Consider the following 18,753-nt stretch of genomic DNA (forward strand, 5'->3'; position numbering starts at 1 on the left):
GTCGTTTTTATCAGAGCCATCTGGCTAACGCCACGCCCTCGGCCCGATCAGGCTTTCGCTGGCAGGCTCAGGCAGGCGACCGCTTCCACCTGCATCGTGCGAGGGGAAGATCCCGAGCGACGATCAGGCCTTCGCTGGCAGGCTCAGGCGAGCAACGGCTTCCACGTGCATGGAGTGCGGGAACATGTCCACCGGCTGCACCTCGTCCAGCACGAAGCCCTGCTTGACCAGCCAGGCGAGATCCCGGGCCAGGGTCTGGGGGTTGCAGGAGACATAGACCAGACGGCGCGGCGCCATGGCCACCAGGGTCTGCAATACCGCCTTGTCACAGCCCTTGCGGGGCGGATCCATCACCACCACGTCGGCACTCACCCCGTCGGCATGCAGGGCAGGCATCAGCTGCTCCGCCTTGCCCACGTGGAACTCGGTCTGCTCGATGCCGTTGAGGGCCGCATTGCGACGGGCGTCGCTGATGGCACTCTCCACCGACTCAATCCCCACCACCTTGGCGGCCTTGCCTGCCAAGAACAGGGAGATGGTGCCGATGCCGCAATAGATGTCGAACACCGTCTCGCTGCCGGTCAGCTCGCAATACTCCAGCGCCTTGGAGTAGAGCACGTCGGTCTGGCTCGGGTTGTTCTGGAAGAAGGAGAGGGGCGAGATCTCGAATTCGAGCTCGTGGATCTTGTCGCGGATCACCCCGCTGCCCAGCAGCACCCGGTTCTTGTCACCCAGGATGCGGTTGGTACGCGCCTCGTTGATGTTCTGCACCAGGGTAGTGACCGGCAGATCCGCCAGGGCCGCCAGCAGCTCGGCTTCGAACGGCAGCGCTTCGCCCAGGGTCACCAGCACCACCATCAGCTCGCCGCTCTTGAAGCCCTTGCGGGTCATCAGGTTGCGCACGCAGCCGGTGTGGGCCACCTCGTCATAGGCCGCGATGTCGTGCTCGCGCATCCAGTTGCGTACCCGGGCGTTGAGCTCCACGTGCAGGGAGTCCTGCACCGCGCAATCATCGGCGGTGATGAGGTCATGGGAGTGTTTGCGGTAGAAGCCGATCTCGGCGCCCGCCTCGCTGCCACGCACCGCGTACTGGGCCTTGTTGCGGTAGGCAAACGGCGTCTCCATGCCGAGGATGGGGTTGACCACGGCCTCACCCAGACCGACCTGCTCCAGTGCGCTCTGCACCAGGCTCTGCTTGAGGGCAAGCTGGGCCGGATAGGCCAGCGGGCGCACCTGGCAGCCACCGCATTCGGTGTTGGGGCAAAAATCGGCCACCCGATCGGCAGAGGGTTGGGTCAGCTCGACCAGCTTGCCGTGCAGGTAGTTAGGTTTGACCTCGGTCAACTCGACCAGCGCCTGCTCACCGGGCAGCAGACCCTCGACAAACAGGGGGCGATCGAACAGGCGACCCTTGCCATCCCCCTTGTCGGTCAGTTCCAGAATATCGATCTGATGTTGGTGTCCCACTAACGGCATGAGCGGCTCCGAAGGCATGAAAGAGAGGGTGACGACGGGGCAGACCCGGCGACCCCGAATAAAGGGTGGCAGAGTTTAGCGGAGATCCGCCCAAAATGCAGGCATAAAAGACCCCGCAAACACAAATAGCGACCCCGGCCACCAGCGGCCCGGTCCGGGCAGCCTGGCCAGCCCGCCCCAATAAAAAAACCGCCGGACGGGGCCGGCGGTATGACATTCATGGCAGCAGGATCAATGGCTGTAGGCTTTCTCGCCGTGGCTGGTCACGTCCAACCCTTCGCGCTCGGCATCTTCCTTCACCCGCAGACCGATCAGCAGGTCCACCAGCTTGTAGGCCACGGCCGAGACCAGGGCGGTCCAGACCACGGTCACCCCCACGCCGATGACCTGTACCTTGACCTGGGCCAGGATGGAGTACCCCTCGGCCACCTGGTTGGTCACATAGTCCCACACCCCGGTGCCGCCCAGATCCGGGCTGGCGAACACCCCGGTCAGCACGGCACCCAGGATCCCGCACACCCCGTGCAGGCCGAACACGTCCAGGCTGTCATCGGCCCCCAGCAGACGCTTGAGACCGTGCACGCCCCACAGACCAGCCACACCGCTGAGCAGGCCGATGATGAGGGCGCCCCCCACACCGACGAAACCGGCGGCAGGGGTGATGGCGACCAGACCCGCCACCGCACCGGAGACAGCGCCAAGCAGGGAGGGACGGCCCTTCATCGCCCACTCGGCGAAGGTCCAGGAGAGGGCGGCAGCGGCCGGCGCGATCCAGGTGTTGGCGAAGGCCAGGGCCGCCGTGCCGTTGGCTTCGAGGGAGGAGCCGGCGTTGAAGCCGAACCAGCCGAACCACAGCAGGGCGGCACCGATCATGGTCATGGTCAGGCTGTGGGGGGTCATGGGGTCACGGCCATAGCCAACCCGTTTGCCCACCATGAAAGCCCCAACCAGACCGGCCACCGCGGCGTTGATGTGCACCACGGTGCCGCCGGCGAAGTCCAGAGCGCCGTGCTGGAACAGATAGCCTGCGGTGGCACCGGCCGCTTCGGCGGCGGCCGCATCCGTGTAGGCATCCGGACCCGCCCAGTACCACACCATGTGCGCCATCGGGATATAGGCGAAGGTGAACCAGATCACCGCGAACAGCAGCACCGCCGAGAACTTCATCCGCTCGGCAAAGCCGCCGACGATGAGCCCGCAGGTGATGGCGGCAAAGGCACCCTGGAACACCACGTAGATGAACTCGCTGATCCCGACCCCCTTGCTGAAGGTGGCGGCGATGGAATCCGGCGTCACCCCCATCAACAGCACCTTGTCGAAGGAGCCGTAGAAGGCGCCGCCCTCGGTGAAGGCCAGGGAGTAGCCGTAGACCACCCAGAGGACGGTGATGAGGCAGAACAGGGTGAACACCTGCATCAGCACGCTCAGCATATTCTTGGCGCGCACCAGGCCGCCGTAGAAGAGGGCGAGGCCCGGCACGGACATCAGGATCACCAGGGCCGCCGCCACCATCAGCCAGGTATTGTCCCCCTTGTTGATGGTCACGGTCGCAGCCGCCTGTACCACATCGGCCTGCGCGGCCACCTCTTCGGCCCAGCCCGGGGCGGCCATGGTGGCGGCCAGCGCCAGCAGGCCAGTCATTACGAGTCTCTTGAACATACAGCCCTCTCCTTGTCGTCCCGGCATCCGGGTCCATTTCCTGATATGCATTTCCAACCTGGCCACCTGCCCACCGCACCTGTGTGGCTCACGGAGACATCATGGCGACATGACATGGGGAAAGCATAAAGCAGGCCAAGAAAAATAATCCTTTTATTTCATGTATTTATGTTTTTATCACATTCAACACGCACCATCTTGGCGCACGATGCCCGGTTACAGGGGGAAAATCGCACTTTGGCTGTGCATTGCCGGGAAAGTGCACCAGGATGACCCAACCACCTCACAATGACGGGGCGAACCCGTGGTGATGTCACCCTGGCAGGCTTATCTATCCCGCTAAGGTATTTATGAAATAAATGAAATGGGCCATACCATGGTGAAATCAAATGAGGCTGACGGCCAATATCCCCCCACCCGAGGGGCACAAGCACGATAAGAGTGCAAACTCGCGCCATTCGTCTGGCCTGCCCCGAAATGCCCGGTCATACTGGCAAGCCATCTTCCCCTGTTCCCAGCGCCTCGAGGAGCCCATGCCCAATCTCAACGTGACCGAAATCAAGGCCTTCGTGCCTGCCCGGGATTTCACACTGTCAAAGCAGTTCTATCAGGATCTCGGCTTTACCCTGGCCTCCGATGGCGACGGCGTGGCCTATTTTCATCTCGGCAACGCAAGCTTCCTGCTGCAGGATGGCAACCCCCCGGGGCTGGCCGAGCAGCTCATGATGCACCTCCTGGTGGAGGACGTGGCCGCCTGGCAGGCCCAAGTGGAGGCGAGCCAGGTCGCCCGCCGCTATGGCGTCAGGGTCACGGAGCTCGTCACCCAGCCGTGGCGCATGAAAGAATTCTGTCTGTACGACCCCTCAGGCGTGCTGTGGCGCATCGCGCAGAACATCGACTGAGGGGATGGCAGTCCGAGAGGTTGATGGCCCGAGAGCCTGTGGGTCTGAGGGTCTGAGGGTCTGAGGGTCTGAGGGTCTGAGGGTCTGAGGGTCTGAGGGTACACCTCTTCGCACCGCCCGGAAAAACAAAAGGCCATCCGCGAGGATGGCCTTTTGTCATGGAATCTGATGGTGCCCGGGGTCGGACTCGAACCGACACGTATTGCTACGGCGGATTTTGAAACCATCGCCAGCCGCTGTGAATCAATTGGTTGCCGTGTTTTTGCGGGTTTGCTTGGGGATGGATGGGGGTTATTGGGTGTCGCTGGTGAGCGCTGCCGCCACTTTGCCGCCATTTTTCAGCGCGGTGATCGGGTTGAGTTTGACCGCGTCTTCGAGGTGGTCAGGGGCGAAGTGGGCATAGCGCATGGTCATCTTGATGTCGGTGTGGCCGAGGATGCGCTGCAGCACCAGGATGTTGCCACCGCCCATCATGAAGTGGGAGGCAAAGCTGTGTCTAAGCACGTGGGTTCGCTGGCCGGCCGGCAGGGTGATCCCCGCGCGGCGCAGCGCCTTCTCAAACTCGGCGTAGCAATCACCGAACAGGCGGCCGGTGCGCTTGGGCAGCAAGGCCAACAGCCAGCCGGCCACCGGTACGGTGCGGTTCTTCTTGCCCTTGGTGCGGGTGAAGGTCAGCCGACCGATGCCCACTTGTGATCGAGTCAGCTTTTCAATCTCAGACCAACGCGCCCCGGTCGAGAGGCACAGCATCACGATCAGCCACAAGTCGTTCAGCCCCGCGCACGCTGCCAGCAACTGCTCGATTTCATCCTGATTGAGGAACGCCAGCTCGGATTCCTGCACCTTGTACTGGCGCAGCACCTCCAGCGGGTTGCCGTGGGCCCACTCCCCCAGGCGGCCGAGCTCATTGAACACCGCCTGCAGGTAGAGCAGCTCGCGGTTGATGGTGGTCGGGGATACCTGTTTGCGCTGACCGGGCACATAAAGCTCGCCGGCCAGTCGCCGCTCACGATAGGCCGCAAACTGCTGGGCAGTGAACTCTGTGGCCAGCGGGTTACCCAGCGCCTCAGCCAGCCAGATCAGCTTGTCGCGGCGCCGTTCGCCATCGGTCAGGGTTTGGCCGTGGCGACCATACCAGAGCGCCACCAAGTCACTCAGCCGCCGCTCATCCGCATGGCCAGCCTCTGGTTGTTGCCAGGGCTGGGCCAGCATGTGTTTTTCCCATGCCAAGGCTTCGCCCTTGGTGGCGAAGCGCTTGCGTTTGCGGGGGCCATCACGGCCTTGTGGATAGACCTCAGCAAGCCAGAGCTTAGACTTGCCATCATCGAGTTTACGGACAGTCATACGTAGGAGTCAGATTGATTAGTTTGACTTTAGTAACTGGCATTTTTCTTTAATAAACACATGCAAACTCCATCCGTACTTAATAAAGTGTTTCTCACATAGCTGCCACGACAGGAAGCCAAGAGAAAGGCATATTAGTAGCGATGAAACCTGATTAAAAAGAACTCCTTGAGAATGAAAGTAATGGGCCATGACTTGCTGCACTGGAAATCCCCATAAATAAACGCCATAAGACAAATCAATTTTAGGCTTTATCTTTAACATAAACTTTCTTGATGAAAGATATAAAATAGATAAGAAGATAAATGCATATGCCAAGTATGCTGAGTATAGTGTACCACTGAGAACGTAATACAGCACAAAAAAACCAACACAATGAGAGAGTCTCACATTCACAGTGTCTTTATATAAAGCTAGAATCGCACCGAATGCAAAGCAAGGGGCTAAAAAATCTATTTCGTGATTTTGTGGAACCCATGGAAACATAACTTTATAAGTTATAAATGGTTCGATCAGTATGAGTATAAATATAGCAACACTGAGTTTTTTAGACCTTAGTACACCCACAGCAAAGAAAGCAAAAAGCAATACATATGCAAATACTTCAAATGGGATGGTCCACAGTGAACCGTTGACTGCATTGGGATATGGGTTATCTACGAATACCCCAGGAAGGGTATACTGTATATTCATGGATGTAATATTATAAATATATCTTAAAACATCATTGGAATTGAAATAATCAACAATTGTCAACTGTGTTAACAATGGCCCCAAAAGAACAGCAGTAATAACGCTTGATAATATAAGGGCTGGCCATATTCTAAAAACCCGAGATATAACAAAGCGAATTAGATCGCCGTTATTTATAAGTGAGTTAGTTACAACCAATCCACTTAAAAAGAAAAATATCTTAACTGCAATTGACCCTGAATAATCATCATGCAGTAGGACTCTATGAATTACATCTGATTTTCCAGCCTCAGGAGATAACGCATAAGCATGGCCGTAAATTACCATGCTGGCAGCGATCAATCTGAATATATCTATATTGTTATTTTCTTTTTTTAATAAATCAGATAGTATCAACTTAATCTCCAAATATAATAAAATATAGCAAATAAAACTCAGATACCTATCGCTTTCTAAAAATTCGATGCTCGACCATCACGCCGATGATCTCAATATGCTGCCGGTCGGAGTGCATGGGCGGGTAATCGTCGTTGAGGGGGACCAGTTCAAAGACCTCTTGCCCACTCTCATCAATGCCACGGGGCCGGTACTTCTTGAAGGTGGCCTCTTCGCTGCCGTTCTTGGCGACCACGAAATCCCCCGGGCGTGGCTGTTCGTCAGGGTCCACGATCACCAGGTCCCCCTCATTGAATTGCGGGGTCATCGAGTTGCCACGCAGCCAAAGGCCAAAGCCACGGGGACCGATGTCCACACTGGCCGTCACATACTCGACGTTGCCATCAAAACCCGTGGCCTGTTCGCAGATCTCCCGCCAGTTGCCAGCCTGCACATAGCTCAGGATCGGTACTCGACCGCCTTGCGGGATGACCGCCGGTTCTACGTTGCGATAGCCAGGAATAGGAGACTCCGCGACGCCCGTGCTGCCTTCTTCTTTGCCGGTCAGCAGCCAATCAACAGACACGCCGAGCGCAGCCGCTAAATCGTTGAGATAGCGGCCTTTTGGCTGGTTCAGCCCTGATTCCCACTTATTAACAGACGCGTGAGTAATCCCAACGCGCCTAGCTAACTCGTTTTTGCTGATCTTGAGTGCCTGGCGGCGCTCTGAAATGCGGTCATTGATCGTTTTCATGAAACCTAAGTTACCACCCGCGATTGATACTTTGGGATCAAAAATCGTTGACCACCTATAATACCTAGGTTACAGTTTTCGCATTGTTGATACTTAAGGACACGGTGAGGGCAATGCGAAAACATGACGCCATAACACACTTCGGTGGTGTGACTGCCACTGCAAAAGCGCTCGGCATATCACACGCCGCAGTAGTTAAGTGGGGCGACACCATCCCACAGGGCCGCGCCTACCAGATCGAGGTGTTGACCGGCGGTGCACTGAAGGCTGACCCCGCCCCCACGTCTGGCCAACGGCGCCCATCTCAGCGCGTCGCGCCGGGCACCCCGCTGGAGGAGATCCCCAGCGTCCAGCGGGCGACGGCCGCCGCCAAGGCTGACCCCACCAACGCACAACCTGGTAAGGCGTAACCACCATGCCACCTCGTCATGTCAATCCAGCCGCCAGGCCGACCCAGGCCACCGCCGTCAGCGCGATCAATCTGGTGATCTCGGCAGACATTCCGCCGCTGATGCCCATCGCCAGGTTTGCCGAGTGGATCGGGGTGTCTGTCGATACCGCCCGCCACTGGGTCAAAACGGGCCGCCTCGATGTCATGGAAAAAACGCGCGCCAATGAGTTGGTGATGGTCAAGGTGCATGTGTTTATCGCCAAACAGATGGCGGGACACTCGTCATCCCTGTTCACACTCGCCAGCTAACCATAGCGACCTTTGGAGGGAAATCAGAGTGTCAAACCAGTCCTGTTTTTCACACAGCCACTTTGCAGGGGCATGCGACCTGTTCAAGCAGGCGCACAACATCAGCCAGCTGGCAGAAGCCATCGGCATGTCCAGCCACGTGCTGCACAACAAATTCAACCCGGCGTGTGAGCGGCACAACCTGACTGCGCACGATCTCATTGCCCTCTACCACGCCACCGGCGACGACACCCTGTTTGATGGCCTGCTGTTTGATTGCCAACTGACCGCCGTTCGTCTGCCGGATGCCGCCCAGGTTGCACCAGAGGCCCGCGCCCAGCAGGCGCTCAATGCGGGCGCCCAGATCATGGGCGTCACGGCCCAGGCCACCACCCTGCTTGCCGGTGATCGCGTCACCAAATCACACCGAAACACCGTCGTCACCGGCATCTGGGCAGGCATCGAGCACCTGGTGCTGCTGGCTACCGAGGTCGAGGACCGCTTTCACGCCATCCCCAGCCTCGCGTGCGCCGCCGATATGGCCCGCGCCGCCATCGGCGCATAGGAGACCAGACCATGAGATTGATTTGCCCCCACTGCGGTTACCACGCGAACACCCGAAACTCCACAAAAATGAGCCCTCTGACAGGGCACGCCTATTACGCCTGCAGCAATGTCGACTGCGGCCACACCTTCAAGGCCGCGTTTGAAATCGTCGGCACCATCAGCCCATCCGCCATGCCCAATCCGGCCATCGTGCTGCCGACCTGCAAGGGCGTGGGCAAAAACTGCAAAACCATGTCGAAGAGCGTCCCGCTCAAGGAGCCAGCATGAAACTTCGCGCAGAGCAGCCGGGGCTGATCCCGCTGCCTTTTCTGCTGTTCAACCGCGCCACCGTCGTCACCAGCGGCGACGAGCCGGTGATGCGCAACACCACCCGTTTCGACGGCAGTTATCTGGAAGACAGCGAGGGCCGCCGTGGCGCGCTGCGCTTCCAACCATGCCGCCAGCTCAGCAAGAGACCTCGCCCGCACTGGCTGACCAGGCTGCTGCAGGCATAACCGGAGGGCCACCCCATGAGCACCGCAAAGATTTTCGAGCTCGTTCAACAGCCCAGCGCCGCAGAGGTGGCGCTGGCAGAGATGCGCGCCCAGTTCGGCCGCAATGGGGCGGCCAGCCGCTGGTCACGCCTGCCGACCCGGGCCCGAGCCGTCATCTGCTACGCCGCCGGGGTGTCGACCACCCAAGCCGGGCGCGAGCTGGACCAGTTCGACTTTGAGCAGCAAGAGGCGATCCGCCTCGCCCTGGGGGAGCTGCTGGCGACCCTGCACGAGTTTGATGGCGGCGTGCTGCACCGACGCGAGTGGCACCGTACCACCCGCCGCATTGAGGGGCCGACCCGCAGCGAGCTGGAGCAGGCGGCTTTTGAGGACAAACGCCGGGCTCTACTCAACGAGCAGGCCAGCACATTGGAAAGCCGCATCGCGGCATTGAGAAAGGCAGCCGGGAACGGCCAATAAAAAACCCCGCTATCGGTGTTGGCGCACCAGCGGGGCTTTCAATCAATCAGCGAGGTAAACCTCATGAACAATCTTACAGCAGAACAGGCGATCCGCAAAGTCGCCAACTCCTTGATAAATACCCACCGCCCCCAGCTCGGGGCCTGCCACAGCCTGGCCGTCGAGGCCAGCCTTGAGGCGCTGGCCGAACTGGCCGACGAGCTGGCCCTGCTCGACATCTACGCCGAGCTGACCAAGCGCCTAGAGATCCTGCAGGGTGGCCAGCGGCCCCACATCATCGGCGTGGACATGGCGGCCCCAGTCCATGACGTCACCGTGATATTCCAGCCGCCTTTTGCCCATGAGCTGCAAGGGGGTGCCCAATGATCGCCATCACCGCCAAGCACACCGCCCCATCACCGGCCGCTGCCGTCGCCTACCTGGTGCGCCACGGCTACATCAACGTCAAAAACTGCTGGCTGCGTGGCCAGCGCCAAGCCGCCCGTATCGAAACCCTGGCCTCCGGCCGCGCTTGTGTACTGGAAGGAGTAGCCGCATGAGCAACATGAGATGTGAACAGTGTGGGCGCTACCGCCTGCCGGATCCGGCCGCCTTTCGCTGCGGAGACAAGGTGACCTTCAAGCGGGTGATCCAGCGCGCCAGAACCACCCAGCTCAAAGCTGTCGATGGCGTCATCGTCGAGGAAGGTGTCGCCACTGTGACAATCCGGGTTCGGGGTGGTGACAGGGTCCAAGTCGCACGCACCGGCATCACCATGCAGGGCGCGCCAGGTCCACTGACCTATGAACTGTTTGGCGTCTGCCACTGTGAAGGAGGCCAATCATGAGCAGCACCACCGGCAATGTCATCGAGCGCGAGCTCTACCCAACGCCCGCCAGCGCAGTGGCTGCCCTGATGCGCTGCATCAGCTTCCGTCCAGGTGATCACTTCATGGAACCATGCCGCGCAGAAGGGAACATCTTCGATCCAGTTCCGCTGCCGGCCGAGCAAAAGGAGTGGGCCGAGATACGCCATGGCCGCGACTACCTGACTTGGGACTTTGGCCGCCAGTTCGACGTCATCATCACCAACCCGCCGTTCTCGCTGACGGAGGAGTTTCTGAGAAAGAGTCTGTACGAGCTCGAACCTGATGGCACCCTGATTTACCTGCAGCGGGTGAACTTCTTGGGCAGCAAAAAGCGCGTGCCGTTCTGGGCAGAGGTCGGCTTTCCGAACAAGACCCCGATCCTGGTACCACGGCCCCGTTTCGTGAATGGCGGGTCTGACTCCTGCGAATACAGCTGGTTTATTTGGGACAACGGCAATCGTGTGAACCTGCCGAACGGCCTGAGTCATCTGATTGCGGAGGATGCAGCATGATCCACGACTTCTGGCTCGATGCCATGTTGAGCGACGCCGCGCGCCGCCGGGAATACCAACTCGAGTTACTGGATGCCCGTCGCCGTCCCTGCCGCCCCCACCGATATATCAAAACCCTGCTGGTCATGGTGCGCGCGGCCCGCCGCTGCGAGCACCAATCTGCCGCCCGTCTGCGCCAGTCATACAACGGAGGCGCCATCTAATGACTCACCAAAAACCAGCCGGGCTTGCCCCGGCTTTGGGCGTCGTGCGCCCTGCAAACAGCAATATCGTGACGCTTGAGCCCTGCACCAAGTGCCACCAGATGGCGGTTTGCCTGCCGGTAGCGGGCCGACACGGTCGCCGCTCTTACCCCTACTGCGTCGAAACCTGCTGGCCGCTGGCCCGCGCCGCCAGTGAATCCGTGGTGAAGACCGTCCCGGCCAACGCTCGCCCCTCGATGCGGTGCAGTTGCTGCGGCGAGTTCGGCCATGTGCGCCCGGTCATCCTCTCCGGCAACCGCATGACCAGTCTGTTTTTCTGCGAGTCCACCTGCTGGTCTGATCGGCTCGCCACCCTGGACATGGTACCGACCTGCTCCACCTGCGGCCGCTACCTGCAACCCAACGAGTATGTGACCGAAAAGTGTGGGGTGTGCAAATGAGAGAACAGAATTTCAGCCTCTTCAATGAAATCGTCGTGGACAACTTCGCCGGTGGCGGTGGGGCGTCTACCGGGATCGAGATGGCGCTGGGTCGCAGCCCGGAGATCGCCATCAACCACGACCCCGATGCGATCTCCATGCACACCGTCAACCACCCTGACACCGAGCACTATTGCGAATCGGTGTGGGATATCGTGCCGCGAGACGTCGTGGCTGGCCGCCCAGTCGGGCTCGTCTGGCTGTCACCTGATTGCAAGCATTTCTCCAAGGCCAAGGGCTCGACCCCGGTCAGCAAGAAGATCCGGGGCTTGGCGTGGGTCACTCTGCGCTGGGCCGCCACGGTACGCCCCCGGGTGATCATGCTGGAGAACGTCGAGGAGTTTCAAACCTGGGGCCCGCTGCTGATCGACTCGGAGGGCAACGCTCGCCCTGACCCTGCAAAAAAGGGCCGCACCTTCAACAGCTTCATCAACGCTCTGCGCCGCCAGGGCTACAAGGTGGAGTGGCGGGAGCTGCGTGCCTGCGACTACGGCACCCCCACCATCCGCAAGCGCCTGTTCCTGATCGCTCGCCGGGATGGCGCCCCCATCGTGTGGCCCAAGCCGACCCATGGCGACCCCGCCAGTGCTGAGGTGCAGGCCGGGAAGCTGCTGCCGTGGCGGACCGCTGCTGACATCATCGATTGGTCAATCCCGTGCCCCTCCATATTCGAACGCAAGCGGCCACTGGCAGAGAATACCCTGCGCCGGATTGCCAAGGGGCTGGAGCGATTCGTCATCAACGCCGCCGAGCCGTTCATTGTTAAGTGCAACCACACCAGCACGCGCACTGTGTACGACTGCTTCCGGGGTCAGGGTATCAACGAGCCCCTGCAAACCATCACCCAATCACCGGGGTTTGCCGTTGTGCAGCCAACCCTTGTCCCCTTCATCACCGAGTTCGCCAACGCCAGCCATCAGCGCAACATGCCGGCAGATGAGCCGCTGCGCACCATCTGCGCCCAGGTGAAGGGCGGTCACTTCGCCCTGGTGGCACCGGTCATCGCCCGCCAGTTCGGCAACTCTGTCGGCCAGTCAGTGGAAGACCCGCTGGGCACAGTGATGGCCAAGGCCGACAAGAGTCAGCTGGTGACCGCCTTCTTAGCCAAGCATTACACCGGCGTCGTGGGTGCCGAGCTGATCCAGCCGCTGCCGACCGTCACCACCGTTGACCACAATGCGCTGGTGACCAGCCATCTGGTGAAACTGCGCGGCACCTGCCAGCACGGCCAGCCAGTAACCGAACCCATGCCCACTGTCACCGCTGGCGGGCTGCATATCGGCGAGGTGCGGGCCTTCCTGCTCAAGTATTACGGCACCAACATCGGCCACCCTGCTGACGAGCCTTTGCAGACCGTCACCACCAAGCACCGGTTCGGGCTAGTCACCGTGCGCGGAGAGGATTACCAGATCGTCGATATCGGCATGCGGATGCTCGAACCCCATGAGCTGTTCGCCGCCCAGGGGTTCCCGGCCGACTACGTGATCGACCACGACGCCACTGGCAAGAAGTTCACCAAAACAGCGCAGGTGGCTCGCTGCGGCAATGCCGTGTGCCCACCACTGGCTGCCGCTCTGGTTCGCGCCAACCTGCCAGAGATGTGTGCCGATGCGCAGGAGGTAGCGGCATGAATGACGCCATCACCAACCTGCACGGGATACAGCTGCCCCAGCACTACCTGGTCGGGCACCACGCCATCAACATGGCCGGGGCGGCCGAACAACTCGCCCGCATTGAGTGGCACGTTGCCAAGCCGCTGGCCGCGACCTTCCTGCGCCGCTACCCGGCCAACCCCAAGACCGCCAACATCTGGCTGCGCCGCATGGTCGACGCCTGCGCCGCCGCACAGAGCCGGTTCCCGGTACCGGTGATTGATCTTCGCAACGATGTGCGCCGCGAGCTGGTTGCCGCCGAGTGGGCCCGTCGCTGCCAGCAACTGCTGGCGGCGGCGGGCCATGAGCGCACCGCCACGGAGCTGCTGGCCGATATCGGGGCCCAGGCCAAGGCGTGGCACTTCTGCCCTCCCCTCCCCATTCACCCGCGTACCAAGGTGGAGTGCCTGCTGGGCCGCCCACTGAGCCAAGAAGAGCGGGATGATCTGGCTGACGAGGTGGACAAGTTCGAGGGAGCCGCCGCCAGCCTGCTGGTGCGCCTGCTCGACGAGTCATGGTGGCTGCGCAAGATCAACCGCGCCTGGGCCATCTACTGCGAGCTGATTGCCATCCTCACCGGCCAGGTGCGCAAGGGGGTCAGCCCCTACGCCAGCGCCCACGCGGTGCGCGAGTTCACCCAGCGCAAGGCGGCACAGCAGGCATGGATGGCGAGCATGAGCGCCGTCAACGAAGATCTGGGGCAAGAGATTGACCTGGTCGATGCGGTGATGGGCTCGGTCGCCAACCCCGAGATCCGCCGTCATGAGCTGATGGTGCGCATGCGGGGCTTTGAAGACATGGCACAGGAGCAGGGCAAACTGGGCCTGTTCCTGACGCTGACCGCCCCCTCCAGCTATCACGCCTGGCGCCAGGGCAGCAAAGACAAGGCGAAGACCTACCAGAATGAGAAGTTCAACGGCGCCTGCCCGACCGAGACCAACCGCCTGCTGTGCAAACAGTGGGCCCGCTTTCGTGCCGCACTGGCCCGCGAGGGGATCATGGCCTTCGGTTTTCGGGTTGTGGAACCGCACCACGATGGCACCCCGCACTGGCATTGCCTGCTGTTTATCAACCCCGAGCACCAACGCGACTTTCTGACCCTGCTTGCCTACCACTTCACCGCCGCCGAACGGGCCGAGCTCAAAATGCCCAACGGCGACCAGCTCGATGCGCTGTCCGAGATGAAAATCCGCAACAAGATGCCGCGCATCAAGTGGCTGCTCGATGTGAGCAGCCCGGCGGTGGTCAAGGCCATCAACCCACGGGTGAATTGGAAGGAGATCGACCCAACCCAAGGCAGCGCCACCGGCTACATCGCCAAGTACATCGCCAAGAACATCGACGGCCACAAGGTCGGGATGGATTACGAGGCCGAGGCCCCGGTCGACCACACCACCATCGCGGTCGCGGCCTGGGCGAGCTGCTGGCGTATACGCCAGTTTCAGCAGATAGGCGGCCCTGCTGTGAGCGTATGGCGTGAGCTGCGCCGCCTGGGTGACGAGGTGATCGAGTGGGATTGCATCCTGGAAGCCGCTCGCACCGCAGCCGACAACAACCGCTGGGGAGACTTTATCGACGCCATGGGCGGCATTGACCTTCCCCGCAAAGAACACCTGATCCGCCTCTCCAAGCGCCTCGATGAAGCCGCCAACAAGTATGGCGAGGATGTGCTGCGCCTGATGGGGGTGATCACTGACATCGGCATGACCACCGCCATCACCCGCACCGAGGGTTGGCAGATAGTGCGCAAGGGGGTCAACGGGTCGGGTTTGGGCGAGCAGCGCGAGCCTGCTGTGAGCGAGCGCAGCGAGTTGCCCTCAGGCGGCGGCAGCCGCCCCCCTCGGAGTTCTGTCAATAACTGTACGGAAGGATCCAAATCGGGGGTGAAAGGATCCGCTCTGGCTAAAGAGTTGAGCCGTATGGGTCTTGATGAGAGTAACGCCACCCTGCTGCTGCACGGCAGCATCATCAATGCCGGCGGCCAGTATGTGCGACTGCGGGGCGATCGGCTGATTGTGACCCGACACTGGCCTGGTGCTGGCGATGCTGTGGCCGACCAGCTGACCGCCGAGATCGAGGCAGAGCAGGCCAGCAACCGGGCCGCCAGCAGCGACATGCTGAAACAGCAGGCCCGCGAGCTGATGCACTCCGGCGGCAACATCACGGAATGGCTGGCAGCTCTGCCGCTGGCGCAGGCCGAAGAGGCGATCACCATCTTCACTCGCCTGCTGGATGACGAAGAGGACCGGGCCAGTTACCAGCCCACCGAACAGGAGCAGGCCCGCGTCGACTGGCTGAAAGCAGACAACAAGCGCCATGAAGCAGAAATCGCAGCGGCCCGTCAACGCAGGGGCCTTTAACTAAGGAGGTGTGTATGAAGAAGAAACCAGCCTACATGCTCTGGACAGGCACCATTGTGTGCAAAACCACAGGAAAAAAGCTGTGGATTGCCGAAGGCTGCCACTACGACAAGGCCAACCCTGGGGCCCGCGAATGGCTTAACCCCACCTTCAATCCAGACGAATACGAATTTCCAAAGCCAGAGGAACCAAGAGAAACATGGTCGCCTTATGCAGAGGGGGAATAACGTGCAGGACATCATCCCCCGCGCCAACGTGGAGCGCCTGCTGCCGCTCTGCCAGCGGCTCTGGCCCATCATCCAGCAATACCCGCCGGGATCGGCAGGTCGTGCCGCCATTACCCACGAACTCGACAGCCTGCCGGCAGCCGACCGCTATCTCTGCGATCTGCTGCTCGACCGCATGGAGCGGGTCATACGGTTCGAGGATGCCTGGTTCCCGTTCTACCAAGGTGAGATAGACACCATCACCCCACCCAAGAAGGCAAAGCGGGTGCTGCCTGCTGGCCCAACACCCAAGCAGGTCTGGAAGGCCACCCGGGCGCGGCAGGGCGCGTTTGCCAAAAGATAATGTCCTTACTTCACCACCGGCAGCTCGCCGAGCGCGGTGGTATAGCGGGGGCTTAACTGCTCTCGCTTCATCATCCACTCCCGGGTGTCCCGACCGCGAGCCGCGAAGTAGACCTTCCCCAGCCGCCCCTGGTTGATCTTGTCGATGACCTGCATCAGCGCCTCGTTAGGTGGGGTGATGGTGCCGATTTTCCTCGGCAAGGACCAGAGAAGACCTGAAAGACCCTAAAAGGCCCAGAAAGGGAAAATAAGGGGCAATCAGAGACTACCAGGGTTGATTGGTGGCGCAATGTTGCGCGATACTGCGTAATATACAAAATTGAATATTACTCACCGAGCATCTGTTTGGTGACGTCCACCCCATCATTGAAGAGGATCACGCTATGAGCAGCCATCTCAATGAGAAGCAACTCCAGGCCAAAATCCGCCCTGGGAAAAGCAAGCGAATCACTAGCGACTCATTCAAAGCCAAAATGGCTGAGGGCTTTGTTACCGTGGCAAAGAACATGGAAACAGAGCGGTGGAAGTGATTTTGCCGTTTTGATTGCGGTATGAATGAACTGCGCATCGACTGGTCAGTTATCGGCCAGGACATGCAAAACTCACTCAGTGAGGAAGGAACAAACCATGTTTAACGAAGAGCGTGTGGCACAAATGGCCGCCTTCCTGCTTTCCAAGCGGGGCGGACGAATGGCATACCTCAAACTGATGAAACTGCTCTACCTGAGTGATCGGGAGTCCATGAGCCGTTTCGGTGAATCCATCAGCGGAGACCTCATGGTGTCCATGCCCCATGGGCCCGTGCTGTCACAGACGTTGAATCTGATCCGCGGTGGCGGTGAGCATGCTGACGGCTGGAATGAGTGGATCTCGGGCGAAGCGAATTACGAGGTGGCAATCCGTCGCAACGTGTCCGACCGGGACGACTTCGACTTGCTCAGCGATGTGGATTTGGAAATCCTGACCAAGGTATGGCACGAGTTTGGGCACATGACTCGATACCAAATCCGTGACTACACCCATGACCATTGCCCGGAGTGGCAAGACCCCAGAGGCAGTGCTTACCCCATCAAGGAAGAAGACCTGTTTTTGGCAGTCGGCAAGTCGCCGGAAGTGGCTGGCGCCATGGCGCAGCATCTGCGCGAACAACGCCAGCTCGACGAAATCACCAGCAGGTTGCGCTAATGTCGATAGCACTCGTGCGAAGAGGCACGCTGCTGATCCCATCGGGCGCAACCAATCATCTGTTTTTTGTCTGTAACGACCCCATTCTTTACCCCAGAAACACCAAAGCAAGCTTTCTTGCGGTCAATATCAGCAGCATCGCCCCCAACATCGAGCATGATCGGACTTGTGTGCTTGATGTGGGGGATCACCCTTTCGTGCACCACCCTAGTTTTGTCTTTTACCGCAAAGCCGAGATTTTCGGTGCAGCAACGGTCGGCGAACAAATCGCGGCTGGTGACATTCAAACCCACGCCATCTGTGAAGAGCCAACCTTTGCACGCATCTTGGCCGGGTTTGACCTGTCTCCACACGTCACCCCCTTGATCCGCAACTTCTATCGTAAATACTGCCTTCCCCAACCCTGAGCAGTCCTGCGCTCCCTGACTTTGTGTATGTTTCCTGCCGAAACTAACGTCCCCTTCCTTGCGTAGAACCGGTACCCTGCCGGCGGTGTTGTGCTGCTGGGCAGGGGTGATGGTGCCGATTTTCCCTGATAAGCGCGGATGCGGGCCGCAGGGGGCCGGAAAGGGACAAAAAGGGAGCATCGGGGACTATTGGGGTTGATTGGTGTCGCGCTGTTGCGCGATACTGCGCGGGCAACGGCAAAATCCGTTGCCGGGATTGGCGTCCCGAACTTCCACAATGAGCACAACACGCTCTCGCGTGTTTTTTTGTGCAACCCAGTTGTACCTGTCAGTTATGACGGGCTGGGCGGGGGCCCTTCGGGGCGCCGGGTTCATTGTGGCCGGTACGCCAACCTCGTTCAGTTCGTCACCAGATGATTGGCGTCATCGGTGGCGTTACCCAACGACGTTTGGAGACACCACAATGAACAGCATCCGCTTCCATGACACCCAGTTCACCGTTATCCCCCATCACGGCCAGCCCTGGCTGACCGCTACCCAGATCGCCCAAGCCCTTGGCTATGCCAGCGAAAAGTCCATCAGTAACCTGTACAACCGCAATGCCGACGAATTTACCCCCTGCATGACCTTGGTCATCAATTCGATGACCAAGGGGTTCGGCAATGGCAGCAGCGAGAAAGAGGTTCGAATCTTCTCCCTGCGCGGCGCCCATCTGATCGCTATGTTCGCCCGCACTGCGCTGGCCAAAGAGTTTCGCCGCTGGGTGCTCGATGTGCTGGACCGGGAGACCGCCGCCCATCCGCAGCCCCTCACCGTGCTGACCGACGACGAACTGCATTCGCTGGCGTGGCTCTGGCGCGCCGCCGATTACATGATGGGGGCCGCCCGCCGCATCTATCCCCTACTCGAGGTGGCCGAGCATCGTGAAGCCGGCACCTACTACTCCATCATCCACGAATACCCGATGACCCTGGCCAGCGCCCAACGCATCCTGGCCGACAAGACCCGCCATGTGCAGCCCGCCACCCACTGTGATCGCGACTGGAACAGGTTGATTCCCCACCTGCACCGTCTGCCGACAGCAAAAAGTTGGTAATGTGACCGGTCACGCACCTCGGTGCGTGACCGGAGCAACCC

The 18,753-nt window shown here is 60.2% G+C and carries 27 protein-coding genes; 21 read left to right on the forward strand and 6 right to left on the reverse strand.

Translation table 11 applies throughout. The features are described 5' to 3' along the window. Positions 1–123: 123 nt before the first annotated feature. Positions 124–1,476: a 23S rRNA (uracil(1939)-C(5))-methyltransferase RlmD gene (gene rlmD, locus AB5Y68_RS06980; RefSeq protein WP_039039940.1), complete on the reverse strand. Its 1,353-nt coding sequence runs from the start codon at positions 1,474–1,476 to the stop codon at positions 124–126. Positions 1,477–1,707: 231 nt separating this feature from the next. Then, the gene (gene amt, locus AB5Y68_RS06985; protein WP_010673021.1) at positions 1,708–3,135 is read right to left on the reverse strand and encodes an ammonium transporter; all 1,428 of its coding nucleotides are present in this window, start codon (positions 3,133–3,135) and stop codon (positions 1,708–1,710) included. Between the two features lie 533 nt (positions 3,136–3,668). Between amt and AB5Y68_RS06990 the strand changes: the two genes are divergently transcribed. Beyond that, on the forward strand, positions 3,669–4,037 hold the full coding sequence (locus AB5Y68_RS06990) for a VOC family protein (RefSeq protein WP_039039939.1): 369 nt from the start codon (positions 3,669–3,671) through the stop codon (positions 4,035–4,037). Positions 4,038–4,328: 291 nt separating this feature from the next. Here the strand turns inward: AB5Y68_RS06990 and AB5Y68_RS06995 are convergent, their stop codons facing one another. The 3 genes from AB5Y68_RS06995 to AB5Y68_RS07005 are packed head-to-tail and all read right to left on the reverse strand — an operon-like array spanning position 4,329 to position 7,203. Then, positions 4,329–5,381 (reverse strand): site-specific integrase, encoded by a 1,053-nt coding sequence (locus AB5Y68_RS06995; protein ID WP_368206982.1) that lies wholly within the window; start codon positions 5,379–5,381, stop codon positions 4,329–4,331. A gap of 18 nt (positions 5,382–5,399) precedes the next feature. Then, on the reverse strand, positions 5,400–6,470 hold the full coding sequence (locus AB5Y68_RS07000; protein ID WP_368206983.1) for an acyltransferase family protein: 1,071 nt from the start codon (positions 6,468–6,470) through the stop codon (positions 5,400–5,402). A gap of 46 nt (positions 6,471–6,516) precedes the next feature. Continuing rightward, positions 6,517–7,203 carry a LexA family protein gene (locus AB5Y68_RS07005; RefSeq protein WP_368206985.1) on the reverse strand — a complete coding sequence of 229 codons (687 nt, stop codon included), beginning with the start codon at positions 7,201–7,203 and terminating at the stop codon, positions 6,517–6,519. Between the two features lie 113 nt (positions 7,204–7,316). Here AB5Y68_RS07005 and AB5Y68_RS07010 point away from each other — a divergent pair, with 113 nt between their 5' ends. From AB5Y68_RS07010 to AB5Y68_RS07085, 16 genes are all read left to right on the forward strand, one after another. Continuing rightward, positions 7,317–7,613, forward strand: coding sequence for a Cro/CI family transcriptional regulator (locus tag AB5Y68_RS07010; protein ID WP_368206986.1), 297 nt, complete (start codon positions 7,317–7,319; stop codon positions 7,611–7,613). Between the two features lie 5 nt (positions 7,614–7,618). Continuing rightward, positions 7,619–7,903: a hypothetical protein gene (locus tag AB5Y68_RS07015; RefSeq protein WP_368206988.1), complete on the forward strand. Its 285-nt coding sequence runs from the start codon at positions 7,619–7,621 to the stop codon at positions 7,901–7,903. Between the two features lie 28 nt (positions 7,904–7,931). Beyond that, positions 7,932–8,447: a phage regulatory CII family protein gene (locus AB5Y68_RS07020; protein WP_368206990.1), complete on the forward strand. Its 516-nt coding sequence runs from the start codon at positions 7,932–7,934 to the stop codon at positions 8,445–8,447. An 11-nt stretch (positions 8,448–8,458) separates the two neighbouring features. Continuing rightward, positions 8,459–8,716 carry an ogr/Delta-like zinc finger family protein gene (locus tag AB5Y68_RS07025; RefSeq protein ID WP_139738068.1) on the forward strand — a complete coding sequence of 86 codons (258 nt, stop codon included), beginning with the start codon at positions 8,459–8,461 and terminating at the stop codon, positions 8,714–8,716. Next, positions 8,713–8,943: a hypothetical protein gene (locus AB5Y68_RS07030; RefSeq protein WP_368206991.1), complete on the forward strand. Its 231-nt coding sequence runs from the start codon at positions 8,713–8,715 to the stop codon at positions 8,941–8,943. The genes AB5Y68_RS07025 and AB5Y68_RS07030 overlap by 4 nt, the downstream gene beginning before the upstream one ends. A gap of 15 nt (positions 8,944–8,958) precedes the next feature. Continuing rightward, the gene (locus AB5Y68_RS07035) at positions 8,959–9,402 is read left to right on the forward strand and encodes a hypothetical protein (RefSeq protein WP_368206993.1); all 444 of its coding nucleotides are present in this window, start codon (positions 8,959–8,961) and stop codon (positions 9,400–9,402) included. A 63-nt stretch (positions 9,403–9,465) separates the two neighbouring features. Then, positions 9,466–9,768 carry a hypothetical protein gene (locus AB5Y68_RS07040; RefSeq protein WP_368206994.1) on the forward strand — a complete coding sequence of 101 codons (303 nt, stop codon included), beginning with the start codon at positions 9,466–9,468 and terminating at the stop codon, positions 9,766–9,768. Continuing rightward, positions 9,765–9,941 (forward strand): hypothetical protein, encoded by a 177-nt coding sequence (locus AB5Y68_RS07045; RefSeq protein WP_368206996.1) that lies wholly within the window; start codon positions 9,765–9,767, stop codon positions 9,939–9,941. Before AB5Y68_RS07040 ends, AB5Y68_RS07045 begins: the two co-directional genes overlap by 4 nt. Next, the gene (locus AB5Y68_RS07050; RefSeq protein ID WP_279982817.1) at positions 9,938–10,228 is read left to right on the forward strand and encodes a hypothetical protein; all 291 of its coding nucleotides are present in this window, start codon (positions 9,938–9,940) and stop codon (positions 10,226–10,228) included. Before AB5Y68_RS07045 ends, AB5Y68_RS07050 begins: the two co-directional genes overlap by 4 nt. Next, entirely contained in the window at positions 10,225–10,761 is a 537-nt protein-coding gene (locus AB5Y68_RS07055) for a DNA methyltransferase (RefSeq protein WP_279981120.1), read from the forward strand. Before AB5Y68_RS07050 ends, AB5Y68_RS07055 begins: the two co-directional genes overlap by 4 nt. Further along, positions 10,758–10,964: a hypothetical protein gene (locus tag AB5Y68_RS07060; RefSeq protein WP_139736260.1), complete on the forward strand. Its 207-nt coding sequence runs from the start codon at positions 10,758–10,760 to the stop codon at positions 10,962–10,964. Before AB5Y68_RS07055 ends, AB5Y68_RS07060 begins: the two co-directional genes overlap by 4 nt. Positions 10,965–11,032: 68 nt before the next feature. Next, positions 11,033–11,404, forward strand: coding sequence for a hypothetical protein (locus AB5Y68_RS07065; RefSeq protein WP_368206998.1), 372 nt, complete (start codon positions 11,033–11,035; stop codon positions 11,402–11,404). Further along, the gene (locus tag AB5Y68_RS07070; protein WP_368207000.1) at positions 11,401–13,074 is read left to right on the forward strand and encodes a DNA cytosine methyltransferase; all 1,674 of its coding nucleotides are present in this window, start codon (positions 11,401–11,403) and stop codon (positions 13,072–13,074) included. Before AB5Y68_RS07065 ends, AB5Y68_RS07070 begins: the two co-directional genes overlap by 4 nt. Beyond that, positions 13,071–15,455: a replication endonuclease gene (locus AB5Y68_RS07075; RefSeq protein WP_368207002.1), complete on the forward strand. Its 2,385-nt coding sequence runs from the start codon at positions 13,071–13,073 to the stop codon at positions 15,453–15,455. Before AB5Y68_RS07070 ends, AB5Y68_RS07075 begins: the two co-directional genes overlap by 4 nt. A gap of 14 nt (positions 15,456–15,469) precedes the next feature. Then, on the forward strand, positions 15,470–15,682 hold the full coding sequence (locus AB5Y68_RS07080; RefSeq protein WP_005308768.1) for a hypothetical protein: 213 nt from the start codon (positions 15,470–15,472) through the stop codon (positions 15,680–15,682). Position 15,683: 1 nt separating this feature from the next. Further along, the gene (locus AB5Y68_RS07085) at positions 15,684–16,025 is read left to right on the forward strand and encodes a hypothetical protein (protein ID WP_104452384.1); all 342 of its coding nucleotides are present in this window, start codon (positions 15,684–15,686) and stop codon (positions 16,023–16,025) included. A 5-nt stretch (positions 16,026–16,030) separates the two neighbouring features. Here AB5Y68_RS07085 and AB5Y68_RS07090 read toward each other — a convergent pair whose 3' ends face one another. Further along, entirely contained in the window at positions 16,031–16,225 is a 195-nt protein-coding gene (locus tag AB5Y68_RS07090; protein ID WP_233768383.1) for a DUF4113 domain-containing protein, read from the reverse strand. 182 nt (positions 16,226–16,407) lie between these two features. Here AB5Y68_RS07090 and AB5Y68_RS07095 point away from each other — a divergent pair, with 182 nt between their 5' ends. The 4 genes from AB5Y68_RS07095 to AB5Y68_RS07110 all read left to right on the forward strand — a co-directional run bounded on the left by AB5Y68_RS07095 (position 16,408) and on the right by AB5Y68_RS07110 (position 18,712). Continuing rightward, the gene (locus AB5Y68_RS07095; protein WP_368207004.1) at positions 16,408–16,554 is read left to right on the forward strand and encodes a hypothetical protein; all 147 of its coding nucleotides are present in this window, start codon (positions 16,408–16,410) and stop codon (positions 16,552–16,554) included. Between the two features lie 97 nt (positions 16,555–16,651). After that, entirely contained in the window at positions 16,652–17,209 is a 558-nt protein-coding gene (locus AB5Y68_RS07100; protein ID WP_104452383.1) for a Panacea domain-containing protein, read from the forward strand. Beyond that, a complete protein-coding gene (locus tag AB5Y68_RS07105) occupies positions 17,209–17,616 on the forward strand; it encodes a hypothetical protein (protein WP_104452382.1) in 408 nt (135 codons plus the stop codon). Before AB5Y68_RS07100 ends, AB5Y68_RS07105 begins: the two co-directional genes overlap by 1 nt. 463 nt (positions 17,617–18,079) lie before the next feature. Then, positions 18,080–18,712, forward strand: a complete 633-nt coding sequence (locus tag AB5Y68_RS07110) for a P22AR C-terminal domain-containing protein (RefSeq protein WP_368207006.1) — start codon at positions 18,080–18,082, stop codon at positions 18,710–18,712. Positions 18,713–18,753 lie beyond the last annotated feature (41 nt).

Origin of the sequence: Aeromonas sp. R6-1 (assembly GCF_040908165.1) — a bacterium.
GTDB lineage: Bacteria > Pseudomonadota > Gammaproteobacteria > Enterobacterales > Aeromonadaceae > Aeromonas > Aeromonas caviae.